Below are 17403 nucleotides of genomic sequence, written 5' to 3' on the forward strand. Positions count from 1 at the left end.
CGCGCTCGGGGTTGCCGGGCGCGCCGTCCTCGCGGAGGCCGTCCGCGCGGATCAGAGCGCGCCGCGCGCCCAGGGGCCGGTGATCGCGAACGTGATGCCGGGGGTCTGGATGTTCACGAACAGCCACTTGCCGTTCTTCGGCTCGAAGACGGAGCCGGCCCACTCGGAACCCCTGTGGTCCGCGGCCGGTACGTCCTTGCCCGCCGTACCGCCGCGCAGGTCGGCGTTGTTGGCGGCGAAGCGGAAGATCTCGCCGTCCGTGGTCAGGCCGTGCACGTACTCGGTGCCGCCGCCGTCCTCGCACAGCACCAGGCCGCCGCGCGGGCTGACACACATGTTGTCGGGCGCGTTGAGCACGTCGGCGCCCGGGGAGGCGAAGAGGACGCGGAACTCGTCGGTGGCCGGGTCGAGTTCGAAGACCTGGCCCTGGCCGGCGGGGCCGCCGTCGGTGGTGATGACGTAGATGCGGTCGTTGCCGTACCAGGCGCCCTCGAGGCGGCTGAACACCGCGGCGCCGTTCGCCTGCGCCTGGAGCCGCACCGTGTCCTCCGCCGGGTCTACGTCGTCGACGGGCACCCAGGAGACGGTGCCGTACGACCGCGCCCCGCCCGTCCCTTCCGCGTCGTGCGCCCCGTCGCGGCGGGTGTCGTACGTCGTGCTGCCGATGCGCAGCGCCTCCAGCCGGCCGCCCTTGGCCAGGTCGCCGGGCACCGCCGGCACGAACCGGTACAGCGACGCGTCGCCCCGGTCCTCGGTCTCGTAGACATGGCCGGTCGCCGGATCGACGGCGACGGCCTCGTGGTTGAACCGGCCCATGGCGGTGTACGGCTCGGGGTTGCCCTTGCCGCGCGACGCCACCTCGAAGATGTAGCCGTGCCGCTTGCCGGCCGTGGTGGAGAAGGTCTCCTCGCAGGTGAGCCAGGTGTTCCAGGGGGTGGGCCCGCCGGCGCAGTTGCGGATGGTGCCGCCGAGGCTGCCGTACGACTCCAGCCACTCGCCGGCGTCCGGGTCGAAGACCAGGGTGGTGGTGCCGCCGCCGGCCTGCGGGTTGTAGGCGGGGGCGGTGAACGCGGGCCCGGCGCCGCGCTCGTGGTTGCGTACGACGTGCACCCGGTCGCCGTACCGGAACGCGGCCATGCCGTCGTGCGCGGAGGGGGTGCGCGCCCCGTCGTCCATGAGGTCGTTGGTCCAGCCGTACGAGAGGTACTCGAAGCCGCGCGGCAGGTGCAGCAGCTCCAGGCCCGTGGCCTGATCCCGTACGGGGCTCAGCGGGCCGTAGCCGGCGTCGAACGCGAACTTGACGGGGGCGGCCGCCGCCGTCCGCGCCGTCAGCGCCTGGAACGGCACGGACGCGGCCGCGGCCACCGCCGCACCGCGCAGGAGAGTGCGTCGCTCGAAACCAGAGCCGGGACCGGAATCGGAACCAGAACCAGAACCGGAACCGGAACCGGAACCGTTCGTGCTGCCGGCGGACTTGCCTGTCATGGGGAGCCCTTTCGATGCTGCGGAAGGGGGGCGGCGCGAGTCACCCTAGGAGCGGGGCCCCGTTCCGGTTCCCAACGGAACGTGAGCATTGGGCGAACGCTTTCGGCCACCGGCCGGCTGCCCCCGGGATCGGCTCTCCGGATCGCCTCCTGCGGCTCAGCTGACGCGGACAGGGGCGGCGTCGGGGCCGTCGTCGTCCAGGGCCGTGCGGGCGGCGGCGACGAACGCCAGGCGGGCCCGTTCGAGATCGTCGAGGGAGGCGGTGGCGGTCCCCCGCAGGCAGCCGAGCAGATCGCGGGCAGCGCCCGCGGCGTCGTCCGGGCCCTCCAACAGGACTGCGCCGTAGGCGCGTTGCAGGGCGGCACGGTCGTCCGCGTGCCCCTCGCCGGTCGTGCGGGTCAGGATCGCGGTCTCCGCGGCGTCCAGGAAGCGGACGTACGTCTGCCGCCGCTGGTCCAGCGTCCGTACGGCGCGCTGCTCCTCCAGCGTCATCCGTACGGTGTCCAGCAGCGCGTCCGCCTGGCGGTCGCCCGCGTGCCGGGCCGCGGCGGCCTGCCTGCTGCCCGCGCTGCGCGTGAACCACCCCGTGACCAGACTGCCCGCGACCGCCGAGCACGCCGCGACCAGCGCGATTCCCCACTCACCCATGGCGCGCATTCTCCCCGCCGGCGGCCGGCCGCGGGCGGGATCGGCCCATACGGCGGCCGGTACGATCGGCACATGCCGTCCGACGCACCCCCGCGAACCCCATCTGATCTGGGGAAACGAGCCTCCATGCGGAAGCGGGCGCACTAGGATGAACACTCTGGGCGACGGGCGACGGGCGACGGGCGACGGGCGACGGGCGACGGGCGACGGGCGACGGGCGACGGGCGACGGGCGACGGGCGACGGGCGACGGGCGACGGGCGACGGGCGACGGGCGCTCGTCGCAGGGTGCTGTTCGCCGCCCGTTCGGCGACCGCCCTGCACCGGCTGCTCGACGTGCTCCCGGTGTTCGCCGGTGACGAGCGGATCACGCGCGTCTTCACCCTCGTCCCCGGCTCCGACTTCGACCTCGACGCCCTGGCCGCCGTCGAACGCGCGGGAGCCCGAACCGTCGCGTGGGCCACGGCACTCGACGGCACGTACGACCTGATACTGGCGGCCAGCCCCAAGGGACCCGTCACCGAGCTGCGTGGCCCCCTCCTGCTGCTTCCGCACGGTGCGGGCTTCAGCAAGAGCGTGCCGGGCGAAGGCGCCGAGGGAGCACCGTCCGGGCTCGACCCGGGGTTCCTGGTGCGCGACGGCCGGGCCGTGGCTGATTTCCACGCGCTCGCGCACCCGCGGCAGTTGGCGCGGCTCACGTCGCTTTCTCCGCAGGCCGCCGCCCGTGCCGCCGTCGTCGGCGACCCGACGCTGGAGCGCGTCCTCGACTCGCGCGGCCACCGGGACCGCTACCGCGCGGCCCTCGGCACCGGCGCGCGGCGGCTGGTCGTCCTCACGTCCACGTGGGGCCGCGAGTCGCTGCTCGGGCGGCGCCCCGTGCTCCCCGCCGAGCTCGCGCTCGGCCTCCCCCACGACGCGTACCAGCTCGCGCTGACGCTCCACCCCAACGAGCGCAGCGGCGCGGGCGAGCTGGACCTCGCGCAGTGGCTGGAGCCCGCGCTGGGCGCCGGGCTGGTGCTCGCGGAGCCGTACGAGGAATGGGCGGCCGTCCTGGCCGCGGCCGACGCGGTGGTCACCGACCACGGTTCGACAGCTCTGTACGCGGCCGCCCTCGGGTGCCCGGTGGTCGGTGCGTACGACGGTGGCGAGGAGCTCATCCCCGGCAGCCCGATGGCCGAACTCCTCGCGCGCAGCCCGCACCTGGCCCCGGACCGGCCCTTCGACGGACTGCCGGCGGCGCTCGGCGCGTGCGAGCCGGAGACCGTACGGGAGGTCGCGGACTCGGCGTTCGCGGGGCAGGGGCGTGTGCTGCGGCGGCTCCGTACGGAGGCGTACGTGCTGCTCGGCCTCCGTACGCCGCCGGGCGCGGCGGAGCCCCGTACGCTCCCCGCGCCCCGTACGCCGGGCCGCGCGCCCGCCGCGTTCGCCGTACGGGTGCGTCTGCGGGCGGAGGGTGGCGCGGGCGGCGGCACCCGTATCGCCGTCGAACGCTTCCCGGCAGGCACCGACGCCTCCGCGGCACACCATCTCGCCGCCGAACAGGGCACTGCCGGTGAACGGCACGCCCAGACCGCCGCGCTGCTCTACCGCCGGCGCGCACCGTACGGCGCCGACTCCCCGCACCAGGCGGCGTGGACGGCCGCCGGCTGGACCGCGCACGCGCTGGAGACGTACCCGGCGTGCCGTACGGCGGCCGTCGTGCTCTCCGACCGGATGTGCGTCGTACGTGCGCACTCGGGCGCGCTGCTGACCGTCCACGTCGAGCCGGACCGGACGACGGACGGGCGCGTCGTACGCGCCGACCCGGCCGCCGCACTGAGCGCCGTGCACGGCTGGCTGTCCGCCGCCTCGCCCGCGCCTCCGGAGCCGCCTGCCGAGTTCACGTGCGACGTGGGCGGGATCGCGTTCCGTACGGTGGTGCGTGCCGCGACGGATGACGAGGCGGACAGCTCCGTACAGGGGCCGCCCGACTCCGTACAGTGGGCGCCCGCCGCGGACCCCGGCGGAACCGGCGGAACCGGCGGAACCGGCGGAACCGTGTAGCGCACCGGGGACGTCCGTTGCGGGCATGAGCGGCAGCGCGAAGCGGCGGGATGCGGACGGCGCGGCGGGGGCAGTGGGCCGGACCGGCGCCGGGTGCCTTCTCGCCTGCGTCGGCGCGGTGGCCGCGCCGCTGGTGTGGGCGCCGCGTGCGGCGCCCGGCATCGACGGCGGGTTCGAGGGCCACGCGCGGGACCTGAGCGTGCTCTACGTCGACCTGCCGCTCATCGTGCTCGGCGGCGCTCTGCTGCCGCCGGCCGTCTGGGCGTTGGCCGCGCGCCTGGTGCCGCGCCCCTGGATCGCGATGCTCGTGGCCGTGGCCGCGCTCGCGGGCGGGCTGTGGGGGCTCACCGAATGGTGGACTCCCCGCACGGAGCCGGATCCCGGTTACGGGCCCGGGATCTGAGGGCCGCGGGCCCCCACAGCACCCCCCGGGTGGCGTTACTCCGTGGCGCCCGCAAGCCCGTTCCGGGCGCGGACCGTCTGTGCCGCCGCGCGGTGGGCGGCCGCGCCCGCCGCGTCTCCCGTCTCCTCGGCCAGCGCGGTGAGCGCGTCCAGGGAGCGCAACTCCTCGCGTTCGGAACCGCGTTCGCGTGCACCCGCCAGTGACGCCTCGTACAGTGCACGTGCCGCGCCGTGGTGCCCGAGCCGTTGCCGTACGCCGCCGAGCGCCAGCCCGGTGCGTGCCGTCATCCGGGCGCGGCCCTGGTCGGCGGCGCTCGCGTGCGCACGTGTCAGCAGTTCGGCCGCACGTGTCAGTTCGCCGAGGGCGGCCATCGCCTCGCCCAGACGGTACGTCTGGAGCAGCGCGCCGTACGCGTTCCCGATCTCCTCGTGTACGCGGCGGGAGGCGTCGAAATCCGCCGCCGCCTCGGCCCATTGGCCGCGCGCCGTACGGAGCATCCCGCGCGCCTCCAAGGCGGACGCGCCGAGCTTGCGGTCGAGGGCCCGCACCGGCTGCTCCTCCGGCACGGCCAGCGCCCGTACGGCGTCCAGCGCCTGCTCCACCTCCCGTTCGGCGTCGTCCAGCAGCCCCTGCTCCCACAGGGGGCGGGCCAGCATGCAGCGCATACGGAGCGCGGCGCGCGGATGCCCGGCGCGCTGCGCCGCGGCGAGCCCGGTACGGAAGGCGTCGATGACGTCGGCGTAGTGCGGGTGGTCGAGGAACAGCGTCCACAGCGGCTCGCACAGGGCCCAGGCCTCGGCGTCCAGCCCGTACGCGTACGCCGTCCGTACGGAGTCGAAAAGCGCGTGCCGTTCGGCCTCCAGCCAGCGCACCGCACCCGCCTTGCCCGCGAACGGCACGTCAGGCGCGCCCTGTTGCGGCGGCTCCTCGGCGGCGAGCGTCATACGGGGGCCCGCCGCGGTGACGTCCGCGCGCTGCGCCTGCCGCAGAATCCACCGCAGGGCGCGGCGTCGTCCGTCCGCGGCCTCCGTCTCGCCGCCGTCCTCCCGCGCGCGCCGCCGTGCGTGCGCGCGGAGCAGGTCGGGCAGCCGGATGCGCCGCTCGCGCCAGACCAGCAGGCCCGCACCGTCGAGCTCCTCCAGCGCCGTGTCCGCCGGGTCCTGGCCGCGCCCGAGGAGCGCGGCGGCGCCCTCCCGTCCGACACCGCTGCCGGGTGCGGTGGCGAGCAGCCGGTAGAGGCGGGCGGCGTCGGGGCCGAGGGACCGATACGCCGCGTCCCACACCTTCTCGACCACGGGGAGGCCCTGTTCGTCGAACTCCGCGGTGAGTTCACCGAGGAGCCGGGACAGCGGACGGATGTGGTGCCGGCGGATCCAGCGCCCGGCGACGTGTACGGCGGCGGGCAGCCCTGAGCACAGCCGTACGAGGCCGTCCGCCGCGTCCGGTTCGGCGGCCAGCCGGCCGTCGTCGGCGACGCGGCGCAGCAGGTCGGCGACGTACGGCTCGTCCAGCGGTGACAGGGGGAGCTCGATGGCGGCGCCGCTCTCCAGGTCGTAGAGCGGGCCGTGGCTCACGACGATCGCCAGGGAGGCGCCGGAGGCGGGCAGGAGCGGCAGCACCTCGGTGCCGTAGCGGGCGTTGTCGATCACGACGGCGAGCCGCTTCTGCTCGGTCAGCTCCCACCACTGCTTGCGGCGCGCCGCGAACGAGGGCGCCAGCAGCTCAGAGGGCACACCGAGCGCGCGCAGCAGCTGTCCGAGCACGTCGGCGGTCTCGACCGCGCCGTCCCGGCGGTAGTCGTCCAGGTCCTCGTAAAGGACGCCGTCGGGGTAGCGGTCGCGCAGCCCGCGGGCGATACGGAAGGCCAGCTCCGTCTTTCCGGCGCCGCCCAGCCCGTTCAGCGCGAGACACAGCGGGCGGGACCGCTCGCCCCACTCCGCGACCGCACGGAAGGCGCGCGCCTGCTCGTCGTCCCGGTCCACGAAGTGGGGCGGTTCGGGCGGCAACTGGTAGGGCATGCGGCGGGCTCCGGTGTCTGTCCTGGGGGTCTCGACGGGGCCGTGGGTCCCGTACGGGCGCGGCACCTCGTACGGGCGGTGCGTCCCGTACGCGCCGTACGCGCCGTACGCGCCGTGCGTCCCGTACGGCGTCCGGTACGCGTGACGGCCCCCGGCCGCCCGGACCCGCTCCTGTCGTCACGCGGCAACTCTACGTGAACTCGGCCTGCCGCCAACCGCGTTGCACCGCCCGTACGGGACCCCGCGCACACTTCGGCCGCGGCCGAACCGAACGCGCCGCACCATGGGCGTATGGACGCACCACGAGGGCACGCAGCGCGAGGGGCCGCACCACGAGGGCACGCAGCACCCGCCGCCTCCGGCACGGCGCTCGCCCGGCTGGCCGGGCTGCTGGCCGACGAGACGCGGGCGCGGTTCTGCCTGGCCCTGCTGGACGGGCGCGCGTGGACGGCGGGCGAGCTGGCGCGGTCGGCCGGGGTGGCGGCTCCCACGGCCAGCGGGCACCTCGACCGGCTGGTCGCGGGCGGCCTGCTGGAGGAGGTACGGCAGGGGCGGCACCGCTACGTACGGCTGGCCGACCCGCAACTCGCCCAGCTGATCGAGGACATGGCCGCGCACGCCGGCCCGCCGCCCGCCCCGCGCGGGCTCCGGCACGCCTCCGCGAGCGCGGCCATGACGCGGGCCCGCACCTGCTACGACCATCTGGCGGGCGGCCTCGGCGTCGGGGTCACCGACGCCCTGCTGCGGCGCGGGCTGCTGCAGGAGTCGACGGGGTTCGCCCTGACGGACGCGGGCCTGGCGTGGTTCCGGCAGCGCGGCATGGACCCGACGCCGCGCCGGGGCAGCCGCCGCCCGGTCGCCCGCGCGTGCCTGGACTGGACGGAGCGCCGTACGCACCTCGCGGGCCTCGCGGGCGCCGCGCTGTGCGCACACGCCCTCGACGAGGGCTGGTGCGAACGGATCGGCTCCCGGCGCGCCCTGCGCGTGACCGCACGGGGCCGGGACGCGCTCGGCGCGCTGGGCGTGGCACCGGAGGCCCTGGCCGCTGCGGAGGCGCGTACGGAGCCACGTACGGAGCCACGCGGCGGCCCGCATACGGACGCGCGTACGGCGTCGTCCCGGCGGGGTGCGGCGTGAACGCCCCGGGCGCGGACGGGCGTACGGGACCGGGCGCGGGCCCGCGTACGGACGCGGCGGCGGGCGCCCCGCCCGCTGAAACGCCGCCCGCCGAACCGCCGCTCGCCGCCGCCTTCCGCACCCTCCACCTCCGCGGCCGCCCGCTCCTCCTGCCGAACGCTTGGGATCGCGCCTCGGCCGTCGCGCTCTGCCGGAGCGGCTTCCCCGCCGTCGGCACGACCAGCCTCGGTGTCGCGGCCGCGGCGGGGCTGCCCGACGGGACAGGGGCGGCGCGGGCCGAGACGCTCGCGCTGGCCCGCGGGCTGGCGCGGCTGCCGGTGCCCGTGAGCGTCGACATCGAGGGCGGCTTCGGCGACGAACCGGCCGACGTCGCGGACTTCGCCGCGCGGCTGGCGCGTGCGGGCGTCGCCGGGATCAACATCGAGGACGGCCGTCCCGACGGCACCCTCGCCGACCCGGCGCTGCAGTGCGCGCGGATCAGCGCGGTGAAGGAGGCCGCGCCCGGCCTGTTCGTCAACGCCCGTACGGACACCCACTGGCTCGCCGCCGACCCCACCGTCCCGGCAGCGCTGCGCCGGGCACACGCGTACGTGGCGGCAGGCGCCGACGGCGTGTTCGTCCCCGCCCTGACGGCGGAGGAGGACATCGCCGCGCTGGCCGGGGAGCTGGAGGCGCCGCTCAACGTCCTGTTCGCGCCCGGCAGGCACACGTACGAGCGGCTGGCCGAGCTGGGCGTACGGCGCGTCAGCTGCGGCTCGCTGCTGTTCCGCGCCGCCGTACGGCACGCGGTGGACCTGGCCCGGTCGGTGCTGCGCCCTGGCGCGGAGCCGGGGCCGCTGCCGGGCTACGCCGAAGCCCGGTCGTGGGCGGAGGACTCCGCACCGCCGGACCGATGAGTTTCGCGCGGCCCGCCCGTCTGTCTCCTCGAAAGCCCGAACGGCGAAAGCCCGCACAGCGCGGGCCCGGAGAGAGATGAGCACCCGATGTCCAAGATGATCTTCGTGAACCTGCCCGTGAAGGACCTCGCCCGCTCCCGCGAGTTCTTCGGGAAGCTCGGCTTCACCTTCAACGAGGAGATGTGCGACCAGAACGCGGCCGCGATGGTGATCGACGAGGAGAACGGCATCTTCACGATGCTGCTCGTGGAGCCGTTCTTCCAGACCTTCACGACGAAGGACGTCGCCGACGCCACCAAGACCACGGAGGCCACGGTGGCGCTGGGCGTCGAGAGCCGGGCGGCGGTCGACGAGCTCGCCGACAAGGCGCTGGCGGCGGGCGGGGAGGCCGTACGGGAGCCGATGGACGAGGGCTTCATGTACGGCCGTGCCGTGTACGACCTGGACGGCCACCTCTGGGAGTTCATGTGGATGGACCCGGCGGCGGCCCCCGGCAAGCAGTCCTGACCGCGGCCGGCCCTAGTCCAGCACCGCGATGCCGTCCAGCTCCACCAGCGCCTCCTCGTCCCACAGGCGCACCACCCCGACAAGGGCCATCGCCGGGTAGTCGCGCCCGGCGTGCGCGCGCCAGACGCGGCCGAGTTCGCGGGCCTGCTCCCGGTACGCGGCCACGTCCGTGGTGTAGACGGTGACGCGCGTGAGGTCGGCGGGCGTGCCGCCGGAGGCGCGCAGCGCGGCCAGCAGGTTGCCCAGCGCCCGGTCGAACTGGGCGGTGAGGCCCTCGCCTTCGATGCTGCCCGCCTCGTTCAGCGCGGTCTGCCCGGCGAGGAACACCAGCCTGCCGCCGGTGGCGGTGACCGCGTGCGAGAAGCCGGCGGGCGGCGCGAGGCCGTCGGGGTTGGTGCGGTGGAGAGTCAACGGTAGAGCTCCTTCGCGATGATCGAACGCTGCACCTCGGTGGCCCCCTCGTAGATGCGGGGGGCGCGGACCTCGCGGTAGAGGTGTTCGAGGAGATGTCCCCGCTGGAGGGCGGCCGCGCCGTGGATCTGGACGGCGGTGTCGACGACGTACTGCGCGGTCTCGGTGGCGAGCAGCTTGGCCATCGCGGCGCGCTTGGCGATGCCCGCGTCCCCGCGGTCGTACGCGGCCGCCGCCGCGTACACGAGCAGCCGGGCCGCCTCCACGCGCGTGGCCATCTCGGCCAGCTGGTGGGAGACCGTCTGCAGGTCGCGGAGCACGCCGCCGAAGGCCGTACGTCCGGCGGCGTGGCCGAGCGCGGCGTCCAGGGCGGCCTGTGCCATGCCGACGGCGAAGGCGCCGACGCTCGGCCGGAACAGGTTCAGGGTGCGCATCGCGACGCCGAAGCCCTCGCCGGGTGTGCCCAGGACGTCCGCCTCCGTGACCGGCACCCCGTCGAAGTGGAGGGTGCCGATCGGGTGCGGGGAGAGCATGTCGAGGGGTTCGCCGGTGAGGCCCGGCCGGTCGGCGGGCACCAGGAACGCGGTGATGCCGCGGGGGCCCGGCGCCTCGCCGGTGCGGGCGAAAACGGAGTAGACGTCGGCGTACGGCGCGTTCGAGATCCAGGTCTTCGTGCCGGTCAGCCGCCAGCCGCCCGTGCCGGAACCGGCCCCGGAACCGCCGGCGGAGCCTCCGGAACCGCTCGTGGAGGCGCCCGCGGAACCGTCCGGTTCCGCCGCCAGCGCGAGCGCGGCGGCGTCGGAGCCCGCGCCGGGCTCGCTGAGCGCGAAGGCGGCGACGGCGCGCCCCGCGGCGACGTCCGGCAGCCAGCGGTCCCGCTGCTCCTCGCTGCCGGACTGGGCGATCGGGTACGCGCCGAGGCCCTGCAGGGCGAGCGCGGTCTCGGCCTCCGTGCAGCCGTACGCCAGCGACTCCCGCAGCAGGCACAGGTCCAGCGCGGAGGCTGCGGCGCCGTCCGGCGGGAAGACGCGGGCGAGCAGCCCGTGCTCACCGAGCGCCGCGACCAGCGGCCGGTTCACCCCATTGCCGCCGTGCCCGTCGTGCCCGTCCTTCCCGTGCCTCCCGTCCTGCCCGTCCTGCCCGTCCTGCCCGTCCTGCCCGTCCTTCCCGTCCTTCCCGCCGTGCCCGTCCTCGGCGAGCGGCCGGAGCCGCTCCGCGGCCAGCGTACGCAGCTCCCGGCACCAGTCGTGCTGCTCCGGTTCCAGCGCGAAAGCCCGCATGGGCAACGCCCTCCTTTATCGCGGACCGTTGACTGTCGTCACCAAGACGATACGCTCATCGGCACGTCCCCTGCCTCCGGCGGGGAGACCCCATTTCCGCCGCCGGCGGGGTACCCCATCGCACGCCGGGAACCAGCGCCTTCTGGACCGCCGAAGGGGGCACGACCGTTATGCAGCTCAGCCCGTCAGCCCACGTCGACACCTTCGCCCGGGACCATCTGCCGCCGCCCGGCGAGTGGCCGCTGCTGTCGTTCGACCTGCCCGAGCTGCGCTACCCCGAACGGCTCAACTGCGGCGCGGAACTTCTCGACGGCACCATCGAGCGGCTCGGCGGCGACCGCCGCGCGTTCGTCGGCGGCGGCGAGAGCTGGACGTACGACGAGCTGCGCGGCCGCGTCGACCGGATCGCGCACGTCCTCACCGACGAGCTCGGCGTGCGGCCCGGAAACCGCGTCCTGCTGCGCGGCGCGACGACGCCGCAGCTCGCCGCCTGCTGGCTGGCCGTGATGAAGGCGGGCGCCGTCGCGGTCACCGTGCTGGCCGCGCACCGGCCGCAGGAACTGCGCACCATCTGCGAGATCGCGCGGGTGAGCCACGCCCTGTGCGACGCGCGCGCCCTCGACGACCTGGTCAAGGCGGAGGCGCCGGGGCTGCGCGTGACGGCGTACGGCGGCGAGGCCCCGGACGACCTGCTGCGCCGCGCGGAGCGGCAGCCGGACCGGTACGAGGCCGTGCCGACGGCGGGCGACGACGTGGCGCTCATCGCGTTCACGTCCGGCACCACCGGCCGTCCGAAGGGCTGCATGCACTTCCACCGCGACGTGCTGGCCATCGCGGACACCTTCTCGGAGCGGCTCGTACGGCCGCGCACGGACGACCTGTTCGCGGGCAGCCCGCCGCTGGGCTTCACGTTCGGGCTGGGCGGCCTGGTGATCTTCCCGCTGCGGGCGGGCGCCGCGTCGCTGCTGGAGCAGTGGAGCGGTCCGGCGCAGATGCTGGAGGCGGTGCAGTCGTACGGCATAAGCGTCCTGTTCACGGCGCCGACCGCATATCGCGGCATGCTCGCCAAGCTCGACGACCCGGACGGGGGCGGGGACGCGTACGACATCTCGTCGCTGCGCCGCTGTGTCTCCGCCGGCGAGAACCTGCCCGTCGGCACCTGGGAGGCCTGGCACGAGCGGACCGGGCTGCGGCTGATCGACGGCATCGGCGCCACCGAGATGCTGCACATCTTCATCTCCGCCGCCGACGACGCGATCCGGCCCGGCCGCACGGGCGTGCCCGTGCCGGGCTTCGAGGCGCGGGTCGTGCAGGAGGACGGCGTGACGCCGGTGCCGGACGGCGAACCGGGCCTGCTCGCCGTACGCGGCCCCGTCGGCTGCCGCTACCTCGCTGACGAGCGGCAGCGCGAGTACGTGCGCGGCGGCTGGAACATCACCGGGGACACGTACGTACGGGAGCCGGACGGCTACTTCCGGTATCTCGCACGCGCCGACGACATGATCATCTCCGCCGGCTACAACATCGCCGGGCCCGAGGTCGAGGACGCCCTGCTGCGCCACCCCGACGTGCTGGAGGCCGCCGTCGTCGGACGGCCCGACGCGCGGCGCGGCCAGTCGGTCGTGGCACACGTGGTGCTGCGTGCGGGCACCCCCCGTGGGAGTGAAATGGCGGACCGGCTACGGGAGTTCACCACATCGGAGCTGACGCCCTACAAATGCCCGCGGGAGATCGTCTTTGCCGACTCCCTGCCCCGTACGCCGACCGGGAAGCTCCAGCGGTTCCGGCTCCGCGGGGCCGGAGCGGCCCCCGGAGCCGATCTAGAGTGACGGCGTGGCACAGCACCCCTCCCCCCGGCTCCCTGATCGTCACGTTCTACGGTGCGTACGGGCGCGAGTTCGACGACGGCACCGTTCCGATCGCCGCGCTGATCCGCCTGCTCGGCGCGGTCGGCGTCGACCCGCCCTCCGTACGGTCCGCCGTGTCGCGGCTGAAACGCCGCGGGCTGCTCGTCCCCGCGCACGCCGGGAGCAAGTCCGCCGGGTACGCGCCCTCCGCCGCCGCGCGGCAGCTGCTGGAGGACGGCGACCGGCGGATCTACTCGCGGCCGAGGCCGGACGGCAGCTGGCTGCTCGCGGTGTTCTCCGTGCCGGAGAGCGAGCGCAGGCGGCGCCACGTGCTGCGGTCGCGGCTGGCCCGGCTCGGCTTCGGGAACGCGGCACCGGGCATCTGGCTCGCCCCCTCGCATCTGGAGGAGGAGACGCGGCACACGCTGCAGCGGCTCGAACTCACCGCGTACGTCGACCTGTTCCGCGGTACGCACGCCGGCTTCGAGCCGACCGCCGAGGCCGTCGCCCGGTGGTGGGACCTGGCGGCGATCGGGGAGCTGCACCGGGCGTTCCTGGAGACCCACGAGCCGGTGCTGCGCTCCTGGGCGCGGCGCCGCCGCGTACCGCCGGAGGAGGCGTACCGGGACTACCTGCTGGCGCTGGACGCCTGGCGCAGGCTGCCGTACGCGGACCCGGGGCTGCCCGCGTCGCTGCTGCCGCCGGACTGGCCGGGCGAGCGGGCGGCGCGGGTCTTCGCCGGGCTGCACGCCAGGCTGCGGGACGCGGGCGCCGAGTACCCGGCGCTGCTGCGAGGGGCGGCGGGCTGACCGCCGTGCCTCCCCGGCGCCGTACGCTGGAGTCGTGTACGCACGGCGGCGCAGGCGCTACTTCACGCTGATGGCGGTCTGCCTGACCCTCTTCGTCAGCGCCTGGGCGTTCGTGCGCCTGTGGTCGGTGCCGGTCGCGGTGGCGATGTGCGTGATCGCCATGGTGATCCCGCCGGCGGCGGCGATCGTCGGCAACCGGCGCGGGCCCGACGACCGCTGGTGGGACGAGGAGTAGCGCGGGCGTGTACGCGTTCCGCAACAGCGGCGGCCCCGGACGGGCGGCGCTGGCTACACTCCGCCCATGGTTGAAGCTCCCCCGCCGGTCGTCGCGCTCATCGGCTTCAAACGCAGCAAGATGGCCCTGGTCGGCCGCATGGGCGTGCTGGTCATACGCGACGGCACCGTTCGCGTGCTGGGCCGCAAGGGCAGTGTCCCGCTCGATGCCGCCGTCGGTGCCCTGACCGCGCGGCTGACGAAGACGGGAAGTGTCGAACTCGCCGCTGACGGCCAGTCGATGGTCATCTACGGGGTGGCGGATCTGGGCAATGTCCACCAGGAGCTGCAGCAGATCATCATCGACGAGAGCCACGGCGCGGAGCTGATCGGCCCCGCGCCGACCGGCGTGCTCGGCGTCTACTCGCTGAAGGCCGTCACCGGGCCCGCGAAGATCAGCCGCGCCCTCACCGAGGCCCTGCACGCGCGCGGCGCCGGACAGGGCTGAACGGCACCGCCCCACACGGCGGTTCGCGGCTCACAGCGTGAGACGGGGGCTTACAGCGTGAGCCGGGGCTTGGGCCCCTCGGTGCGGCCCGTCGGCGGCTTGCGGCTGCCCGCGCCGTACTGCCGCGGCCAGGGCGCGCCCGGACCCTGGTACTCCTGGTCGGCGGCGGCGTGCAGGGTCCAGTGCGGGTCGTAGAGGTGCGGCCGGGCGAGCGCGCACAGGTCGGCGCGGCCCGCGAGGATCAGCGAGTTGACGTCGTCCCAGGAGGAGATGGCGCCGACGGCGATGACGGGCACGCCGAGGGTGTTGCGTATGCGGTCGGCGTACGGCGTCTGGTACGAGCGCCCGTAGTCGGGCTGTTCGTCGGGGACGACCTGGCCGGTGGACACGTCGACGGCGGCGGCGCCGTGCTCCGCCATGGCGGCGGCGATGGCGACGGCGTCCTCGCCCGAAGTGCCGCCCTCCGCCCAGTCGGTTGCGGAGATGCGTACGGTCAGCGGGCGCTCGCCGGGCCACACCTCGCGTACGGCGTCCAGCACCTCCAGCGGGAAGCGGAGCCGTCCCCCGAGGTCGCCGCCGTAGGCGTCGGTGCGCTGGTTGGTGAGCGGGGACAGGAAGCTGGACAGCAGGTAGCCGTGCGCGCAGTGCAGCTCCAGCAGGTCGAACCCGGCGGTGGCCGCGCGCCGCGCCGCGTCGCGGAACTCGTCCCGGATCGCGGCCAGTTCGGCGCGCCCGAGCGCGCGCGGTGTCTGGCTGACGCCCTGCCGGTACGGCAGCGGGGACGGGGCGACGAGCGGCCAGTTGCCGTCCGGGAGGGGGTCGTCGATGCCCTCCCACATCAGCCGGGTGGAGCCCTTGCGGCCCGAGTGCCCGAGCTGGACGCCGATCGCGGTGCCGGGCGACTGCGCGTGTACGAAGTCGGTGATCCGCCGCCAGTGCGCCGCCTGCTCCGGGGTCCACAGGCCCGTACAGCCCGGCGTGATGCGGCCCTCGGGCGAGACGCACACCATCTCGGTCATCACCAGCCCGGCGCCGCCCAGCGCGCGGGCGCCGAGGTGCACGAGGTGGAAGTCGCCGGGTACGCCGTCCTCCGACGAGTACATGTCCATGGCGGAGACGACGACGCGGTTCCGCAGCGTCAGTCCGCCCAGCCGGAACGGCGTGAACATCGGCGGCGTGCCCTCCGGCACGCCCTCCGCGCGCTCCACCTCGGCGACGAAGCCCGCGTCGCGCAGCCGCAGGTTGTCGTGGGTGACCCGGCGGCTGCGGGTGAGCAGGTTGAACGCGAACTGGTGCGACGGCTGCCCGACGTACGTCGCCAGGTCCTCGAACCACTCCAGGCTGGCGCGCGCCGCGCGCTGCGTGGACTGCACGACGGGGCGCCGCTCCGCCTCGTACGCCGCCAGCGCGGCCGGTACGTCCGGCTGCTCCTGGAGGCACGCGGCCAGCGCGAGGGCGTCCTCGACGGCGAGCTTGGTGCCGGAGCCGATCGAGAAGTGGGCGGTGTGCGCGGCGTCGCCGATGAGCACGGTGTTGCCGTGCGACCAGCGGTCGTTGACGACGGTGCGGAACGCGATCCACTGCGAGTTGTTGCCGCGCAGCGGGCGGCCGTCGAGGGTCTCGGGGAACAGCTTCGCGCAGTACGCCGCCGACGCCGCCTCGTCGAGCCGGTCCAGGCCGGCGGCACGCCAGACCTCCTCGCGCATCTCGACGATGACGGTGGAACCGTCCCCCGCATACGGATAGGCGTGGAGTTGGGCGACGCCGTGCGGGGTCTCGGCTATCTCGAAGCGGAACGCGTCGAGGGCGAAGTCGGCGGCGAGCCAGATATAGCGGCAGCGGTGCGTGGTGAGCCGCGGCCGGAACGCGTCCGCGTACGCCTCGCGGGTGGCGCTGTGCACGCCGTCGGCGGCGATGACCAGGTCGTGCTCGCGGGCGAGTTGCTCGGCGGGCGGTGCCTCCGTACGGAACCGGAGCCGTACGCCCAGCTCCCGGCAGCGCTCGTGCAGCACCGCGAGCAGCCGCCTGCGGCCGAGCGCGGAGAAGCCGTGGCCGCCGGAGGTGAGGGTGCGTCCGCGGTGCACGATCTCGATGTCGTCCCAGCGGACGAACTCCTCCTGAAGCGCCGCGTACACGGCCGGGTCCGCGTGCTCGATGCCGCCGAGGGTCTCGTCGGAGAGGACGACGCCGAAGCCGAACGTGTCGTCGGGCGCGTTGCGTTCGAAGACGGTGATGTCGCGGGACGGGTCGAGGCGCTTCAGGAGGGCGGCGGCGTAGAGGCCGCCGGGGCCGCCGCCGACCACGGCGACACGCGCCGCCGTGCCCGCCGCCGCCTGCCCCGCCGCCGTACCTGCCGTCACTGGCCCCGCCGTCACTTGCCCTGCCACTTCGGAGACCGCTTCTCGCCGAACGCCGCGTGGAACTCGGCGTAGTCCTCGCTGTTCATCAGCAGCGCCTGCGTCGCCGCGTCCATCTCGACGGCGGCGGCCAGCGGCATGTCCAGCTCGGCCGTCAGCAGCGCCTTCGTCTGCGCGTGCGCGAGGGCCGGGCCGTCCGCGAGCCGGCGGGCCAGCCCGTCGGCGGCTTCGTGTACGCCGCCCTCGTCCGCCAGCTGGCTGATCAGGCCGATGCGTTCGGCCTCCGCCGCCCGCACGGGCTCCCCCAGCATGAGGATGCGGGTCGCGTGCCCGAGCCCGACGACGCGCGGCAGCAGGTACGCGGCGCCCATGTCGCCGCCGGACAGCCCGACGCGGGTGAAGAGGAACGCGAACCGGGCGGTCGGGTCGGCGACCCGGAAGTCCGCGGCGAGCGCCAGCACGGCGCCCGCGCCCGCGGCCACGCCGTGTACGGCGGCGACGACGGGGAACGGCGCCTCGCGGAGGGCGCGGACGACCTGGCCGGTCATCCGGTTGAAGTCGAGAAGTTGACCGGTGTCCATCGACAGGGTGGCGCCGATGATCTCGTCGACGTCGCCGCCGGAGCAGAAGCCGCGGCCCTCGCCGCCGAGCACGAGCGCGCGGGCGCGCTTCGTACGGGACAGCTCGGCGAGCAGATCCCGCAGGTCGGCGTAGGCCTCGAAGGTGAGCGCGTTGAGTTTGCCGGGCCGGTCGAGCGTGACGGTGACGGTGCCGTCGTCCTCCGTGACCCTGATGTGCTCCCACCGCTCTGCGGCGTGTACGGAACCGGTGAACGGGCTCAT

At 75.1% G+C, this 17403-nt stretch carries 16 protein-coding genes; 9 read left to right on the plus strand and 7 right to left on the minus strand.

Features of this window, described 5'->3' with window-relative positions; translation table 11 throughout:
* Window positions 1-51: 51 nt before the first annotated feature.
* Both DVA86_RS22060 and DVA86_RS22065 read right to left on the minus strand, forming a co-directional pair.
* Window positions 52-1485 carry an alkaline phosphatase PhoX gene (locus tag DVA86_RS22060; RefSeq protein WP_208880773.1) on the minus strand — a complete coding sequence of 478 codons (1434 nt, stop codon included), beginning with the start codon at window positions 1483-1485 and terminating at the stop codon, window positions 52-54.
* Window positions 1486-1641: 156 nt separating this feature from the next.
* Window positions 1642-2133: a hypothetical protein gene (locus DVA86_RS22065; protein ID WP_208880775.1), complete on the minus strand. Its 492-nt coding sequence runs from the start codon at window positions 2131-2133 to the stop codon at window positions 1642-1644.
* Window positions 2134-2420: 287 nt separating this feature from the next.
* Here DVA86_RS22065 and DVA86_RS22070 point away from each other — a divergent pair, with 287 nt between their 5' ends.
* Window positions 2421-4175, plus strand: coding sequence for a translation initiation factor 2 (locus tag DVA86_RS22070; RefSeq protein WP_245996958.1), 1755 nt, complete (start codon window positions 2421-2423; stop codon window positions 4173-4175).
* Between the two features lie 25 nt (window positions 4176-4200).
* The gene (locus DVA86_RS22075) at window positions 4201-4578 is read left to right on the plus strand and encodes a hypothetical protein (RefSeq protein WP_245996960.1); all 378 of its coding nucleotides are present in this window, start codon (window positions 4201-4203) and stop codon (window positions 4576-4578) included.
* Window positions 4579-4613: 35 nt separating this feature from the next.
* On the opposite strand, the gene DVA86_RS22080 is transcribed toward DVA86_RS22075, so the two are convergent.
* Window positions 4614-6596, minus strand: coding sequence for a hypothetical protein (locus DVA86_RS22080; protein WP_208880776.1), 1983 nt, complete (start codon window positions 6594-6596; stop codon window positions 4614-4616).
* Between the two features lie 291 nt (window positions 6597-6887).
* On the opposite strand from DVA86_RS22080, the gene DVA86_RS22085 reads away from it, so the two are divergent.
* The 3 genes from DVA86_RS22085 to DVA86_RS22095 all read left to right on the plus strand — a co-directional run bounded on the left by DVA86_RS22085 (window position 6888) and on the right by DVA86_RS22095 (window position 9136).
* Complete coding sequence (locus DVA86_RS22085) at window positions 6888-7733, plus strand: ArsR/SmtB family transcription factor (RefSeq protein ID WP_208880778.1); 846 nt, start codon at window positions 6888-6890, stop codon at window positions 7731-7733.
* Window positions 7730-8629: an isocitrate lyase/PEP mutase family protein gene (locus DVA86_RS22090; protein WP_208880780.1), complete on the plus strand. Its 900-nt coding sequence runs from the start codon at window positions 7730-7732 to the stop codon at window positions 8627-8629. The genes DVA86_RS22085 and DVA86_RS22090 overlap by 4 nt, the downstream gene beginning before the upstream one ends.
* Before the next feature lie 87 nt (window positions 8630-8716).
* A complete protein-coding gene (locus tag DVA86_RS22095) occupies window positions 8717-9136 on the plus strand; it encodes a VOC family protein (protein ID WP_208880782.1) in 420 nt (139 codons plus the stop codon).
* Window positions 9137-9148: 12 nt separating this feature from the next.
* On the opposite strand, the gene DVA86_RS22100 is transcribed toward DVA86_RS22095, so the two are convergent.
* The gene (locus DVA86_RS22100) at window positions 9149-9547 is read right to left on the minus strand and encodes a RidA family protein (RefSeq protein WP_208880784.1); all 399 of its coding nucleotides are present in this window, start codon (window positions 9545-9547) and stop codon (window positions 9149-9151) included.
* Window positions 9544-10827: an acyl-CoA dehydrogenase family protein gene (locus DVA86_RS22105; RefSeq protein ID WP_208880786.1), complete on the minus strand. Its 1284-nt coding sequence runs from the start codon at window positions 10825-10827 to the stop codon at window positions 9544-9546. Before DVA86_RS22105 ends, DVA86_RS22100 begins: the two co-directional genes overlap by 4 nt.
* Before the next feature lie 170 nt (window positions 10828-10997).
* Here DVA86_RS22105 and DVA86_RS22110 point away from each other — a divergent pair, with 170 nt between their 5' ends.
* The 4 genes from DVA86_RS22110 (at window position 10998) to DVA86_RS22125 (ending at window position 14204) form a co-directional block, all read left to right on the plus strand.
* Entirely contained in the window at window positions 10998-12656 is a 1659-nt protein-coding gene (locus DVA86_RS22110; protein WP_208880788.1) for an AMP-binding protein, read from the plus strand.
* The gene (locus DVA86_RS22115) at window positions 12653-13483 is read left to right on the plus strand and encodes a PaaX family transcriptional regulator (RefSeq protein WP_245996963.1); all 831 of its coding nucleotides are present in this window, start codon (window positions 12653-12655) and stop codon (window positions 13481-13483) included. The genes DVA86_RS22110 and DVA86_RS22115 overlap by 4 nt, the downstream gene beginning before the upstream one ends.
* Window positions 13484-13517: 34 nt before the next feature.
* Window positions 13518-13718 carry a DUF3099 domain-containing protein gene (locus tag DVA86_RS22120; protein ID WP_208880792.1) on the plus strand — a complete coding sequence of 67 codons (201 nt, stop codon included), beginning with the start codon at window positions 13518-13520 and terminating at the stop codon, window positions 13716-13718.
* Window positions 13719-13784: 66 nt separating this feature from the next.
* Window positions 13785-14204, plus strand: coding sequence for a hypothetical protein (locus DVA86_RS22125; protein WP_208880794.1), 420 nt, complete (start codon window positions 13785-13787; stop codon window positions 14202-14204).
* Window positions 14205-14254: 50 nt separating this feature from the next.
* Here the strand turns inward: DVA86_RS22125 and DVA86_RS22130 are convergent, their stop codons facing one another.
* Complete coding sequence (locus tag DVA86_RS22130; RefSeq protein WP_208880796.1) at window positions 14255-16564, minus strand: bifunctional salicylyl-CoA 5-hydroxylase/oxidoreductase; 2310 nt, start codon at window positions 16562-16564, stop codon at window positions 14255-14257.
* Window positions 16565-16575: 11 nt separating this feature from the next.
* Window positions 16576-17403, minus strand: a complete 828-nt coding sequence (locus DVA86_RS22135) for an enoyl-CoA hydratase family protein (RefSeq protein WP_208880798.1) — start codon at window positions 17401-17403, stop codon at window positions 16576-16578.

The organism is Streptomyces armeniacus (assembly GCF_003355155.1).
Taxonomy (GTDB): Bacteria; Actinomycetota; Actinomycetes; order Streptomycetales; family Streptomycetaceae; genus Streptomyces; species Streptomyces armeniacus.

Excerpts from the sequence above, each read along its gene's own strand:
- DVA86_RS22135 (WP_208880798.1), bottom strand. The coding sequence starts at position 17,403 with ATGAGCCCGTTCACCGGTTCCGTACACGCCGCAGAGCGGTGGGAGCAC.
- DVA86_RS22085 (WP_208880778.1), top strand. The coding sequence starts at position 6,888 with ATGGACGCACCACGAGGGCACGCAGCGCGAGGGGCCGCACCACGAGGG.
- DVA86_RS22095 (WP_208880782.1), top strand. The coding sequence starts at position 8,717 with ATGTCCAAGATGATCTTCGTGAACCTGCCCGTGAAGGACCTCGCCCGC.
- DVA86_RS22080 (WP_208880776.1), bottom strand. The coding sequence starts at position 6,596 with ATGCCCTACCAGTTGCCGCCCGAACCGCCCCACTTCGTGGACCGGGAC.
- DVA86_RS22110 (WP_208880788.1), top strand. The coding sequence starts at position 10,998 with ATGCAGCTCAGCCCGTCAGCCCACGTCGACACCTTCGCCCGGGACCAT.
- DVA86_RS22125 (WP_208880794.1), top strand. The coding sequence starts at position 13,785 with ATGGTTGAAGCTCCCCCGCCGGTCGTCGCGCTCATCGGCTTCAAACGC.
- DVA86_RS22105 (WP_208880786.1), bottom strand. The coding sequence starts at position 10,827 with ATGCGGGCTTTCGCGCTGGAACCGGAGCAGCACGACTGGTGCCGGGAG.
- DVA86_RS22075 (WP_245996960.1), top strand. The coding sequence starts at position 4,201 with ATGAGCGGCAGCGCGAAGCGGCGGGATGCGGACGGCGCGGCGGGGGCA.
- DVA86_RS22065 (WP_208880775.1), bottom strand. The coding sequence starts at position 2,133 with ATGGGTGAGTGGGGAATCGCGCTGGTCGCGGCGTGCTCGGCGGTCGCG.
- DVA86_RS22060 (WP_208880773.1), bottom strand. The coding sequence starts at position 1,485 with ATGACAGGCAAGTCCGCCGGCAGCACGAACGGTTCCGGTTCCGGTTCC.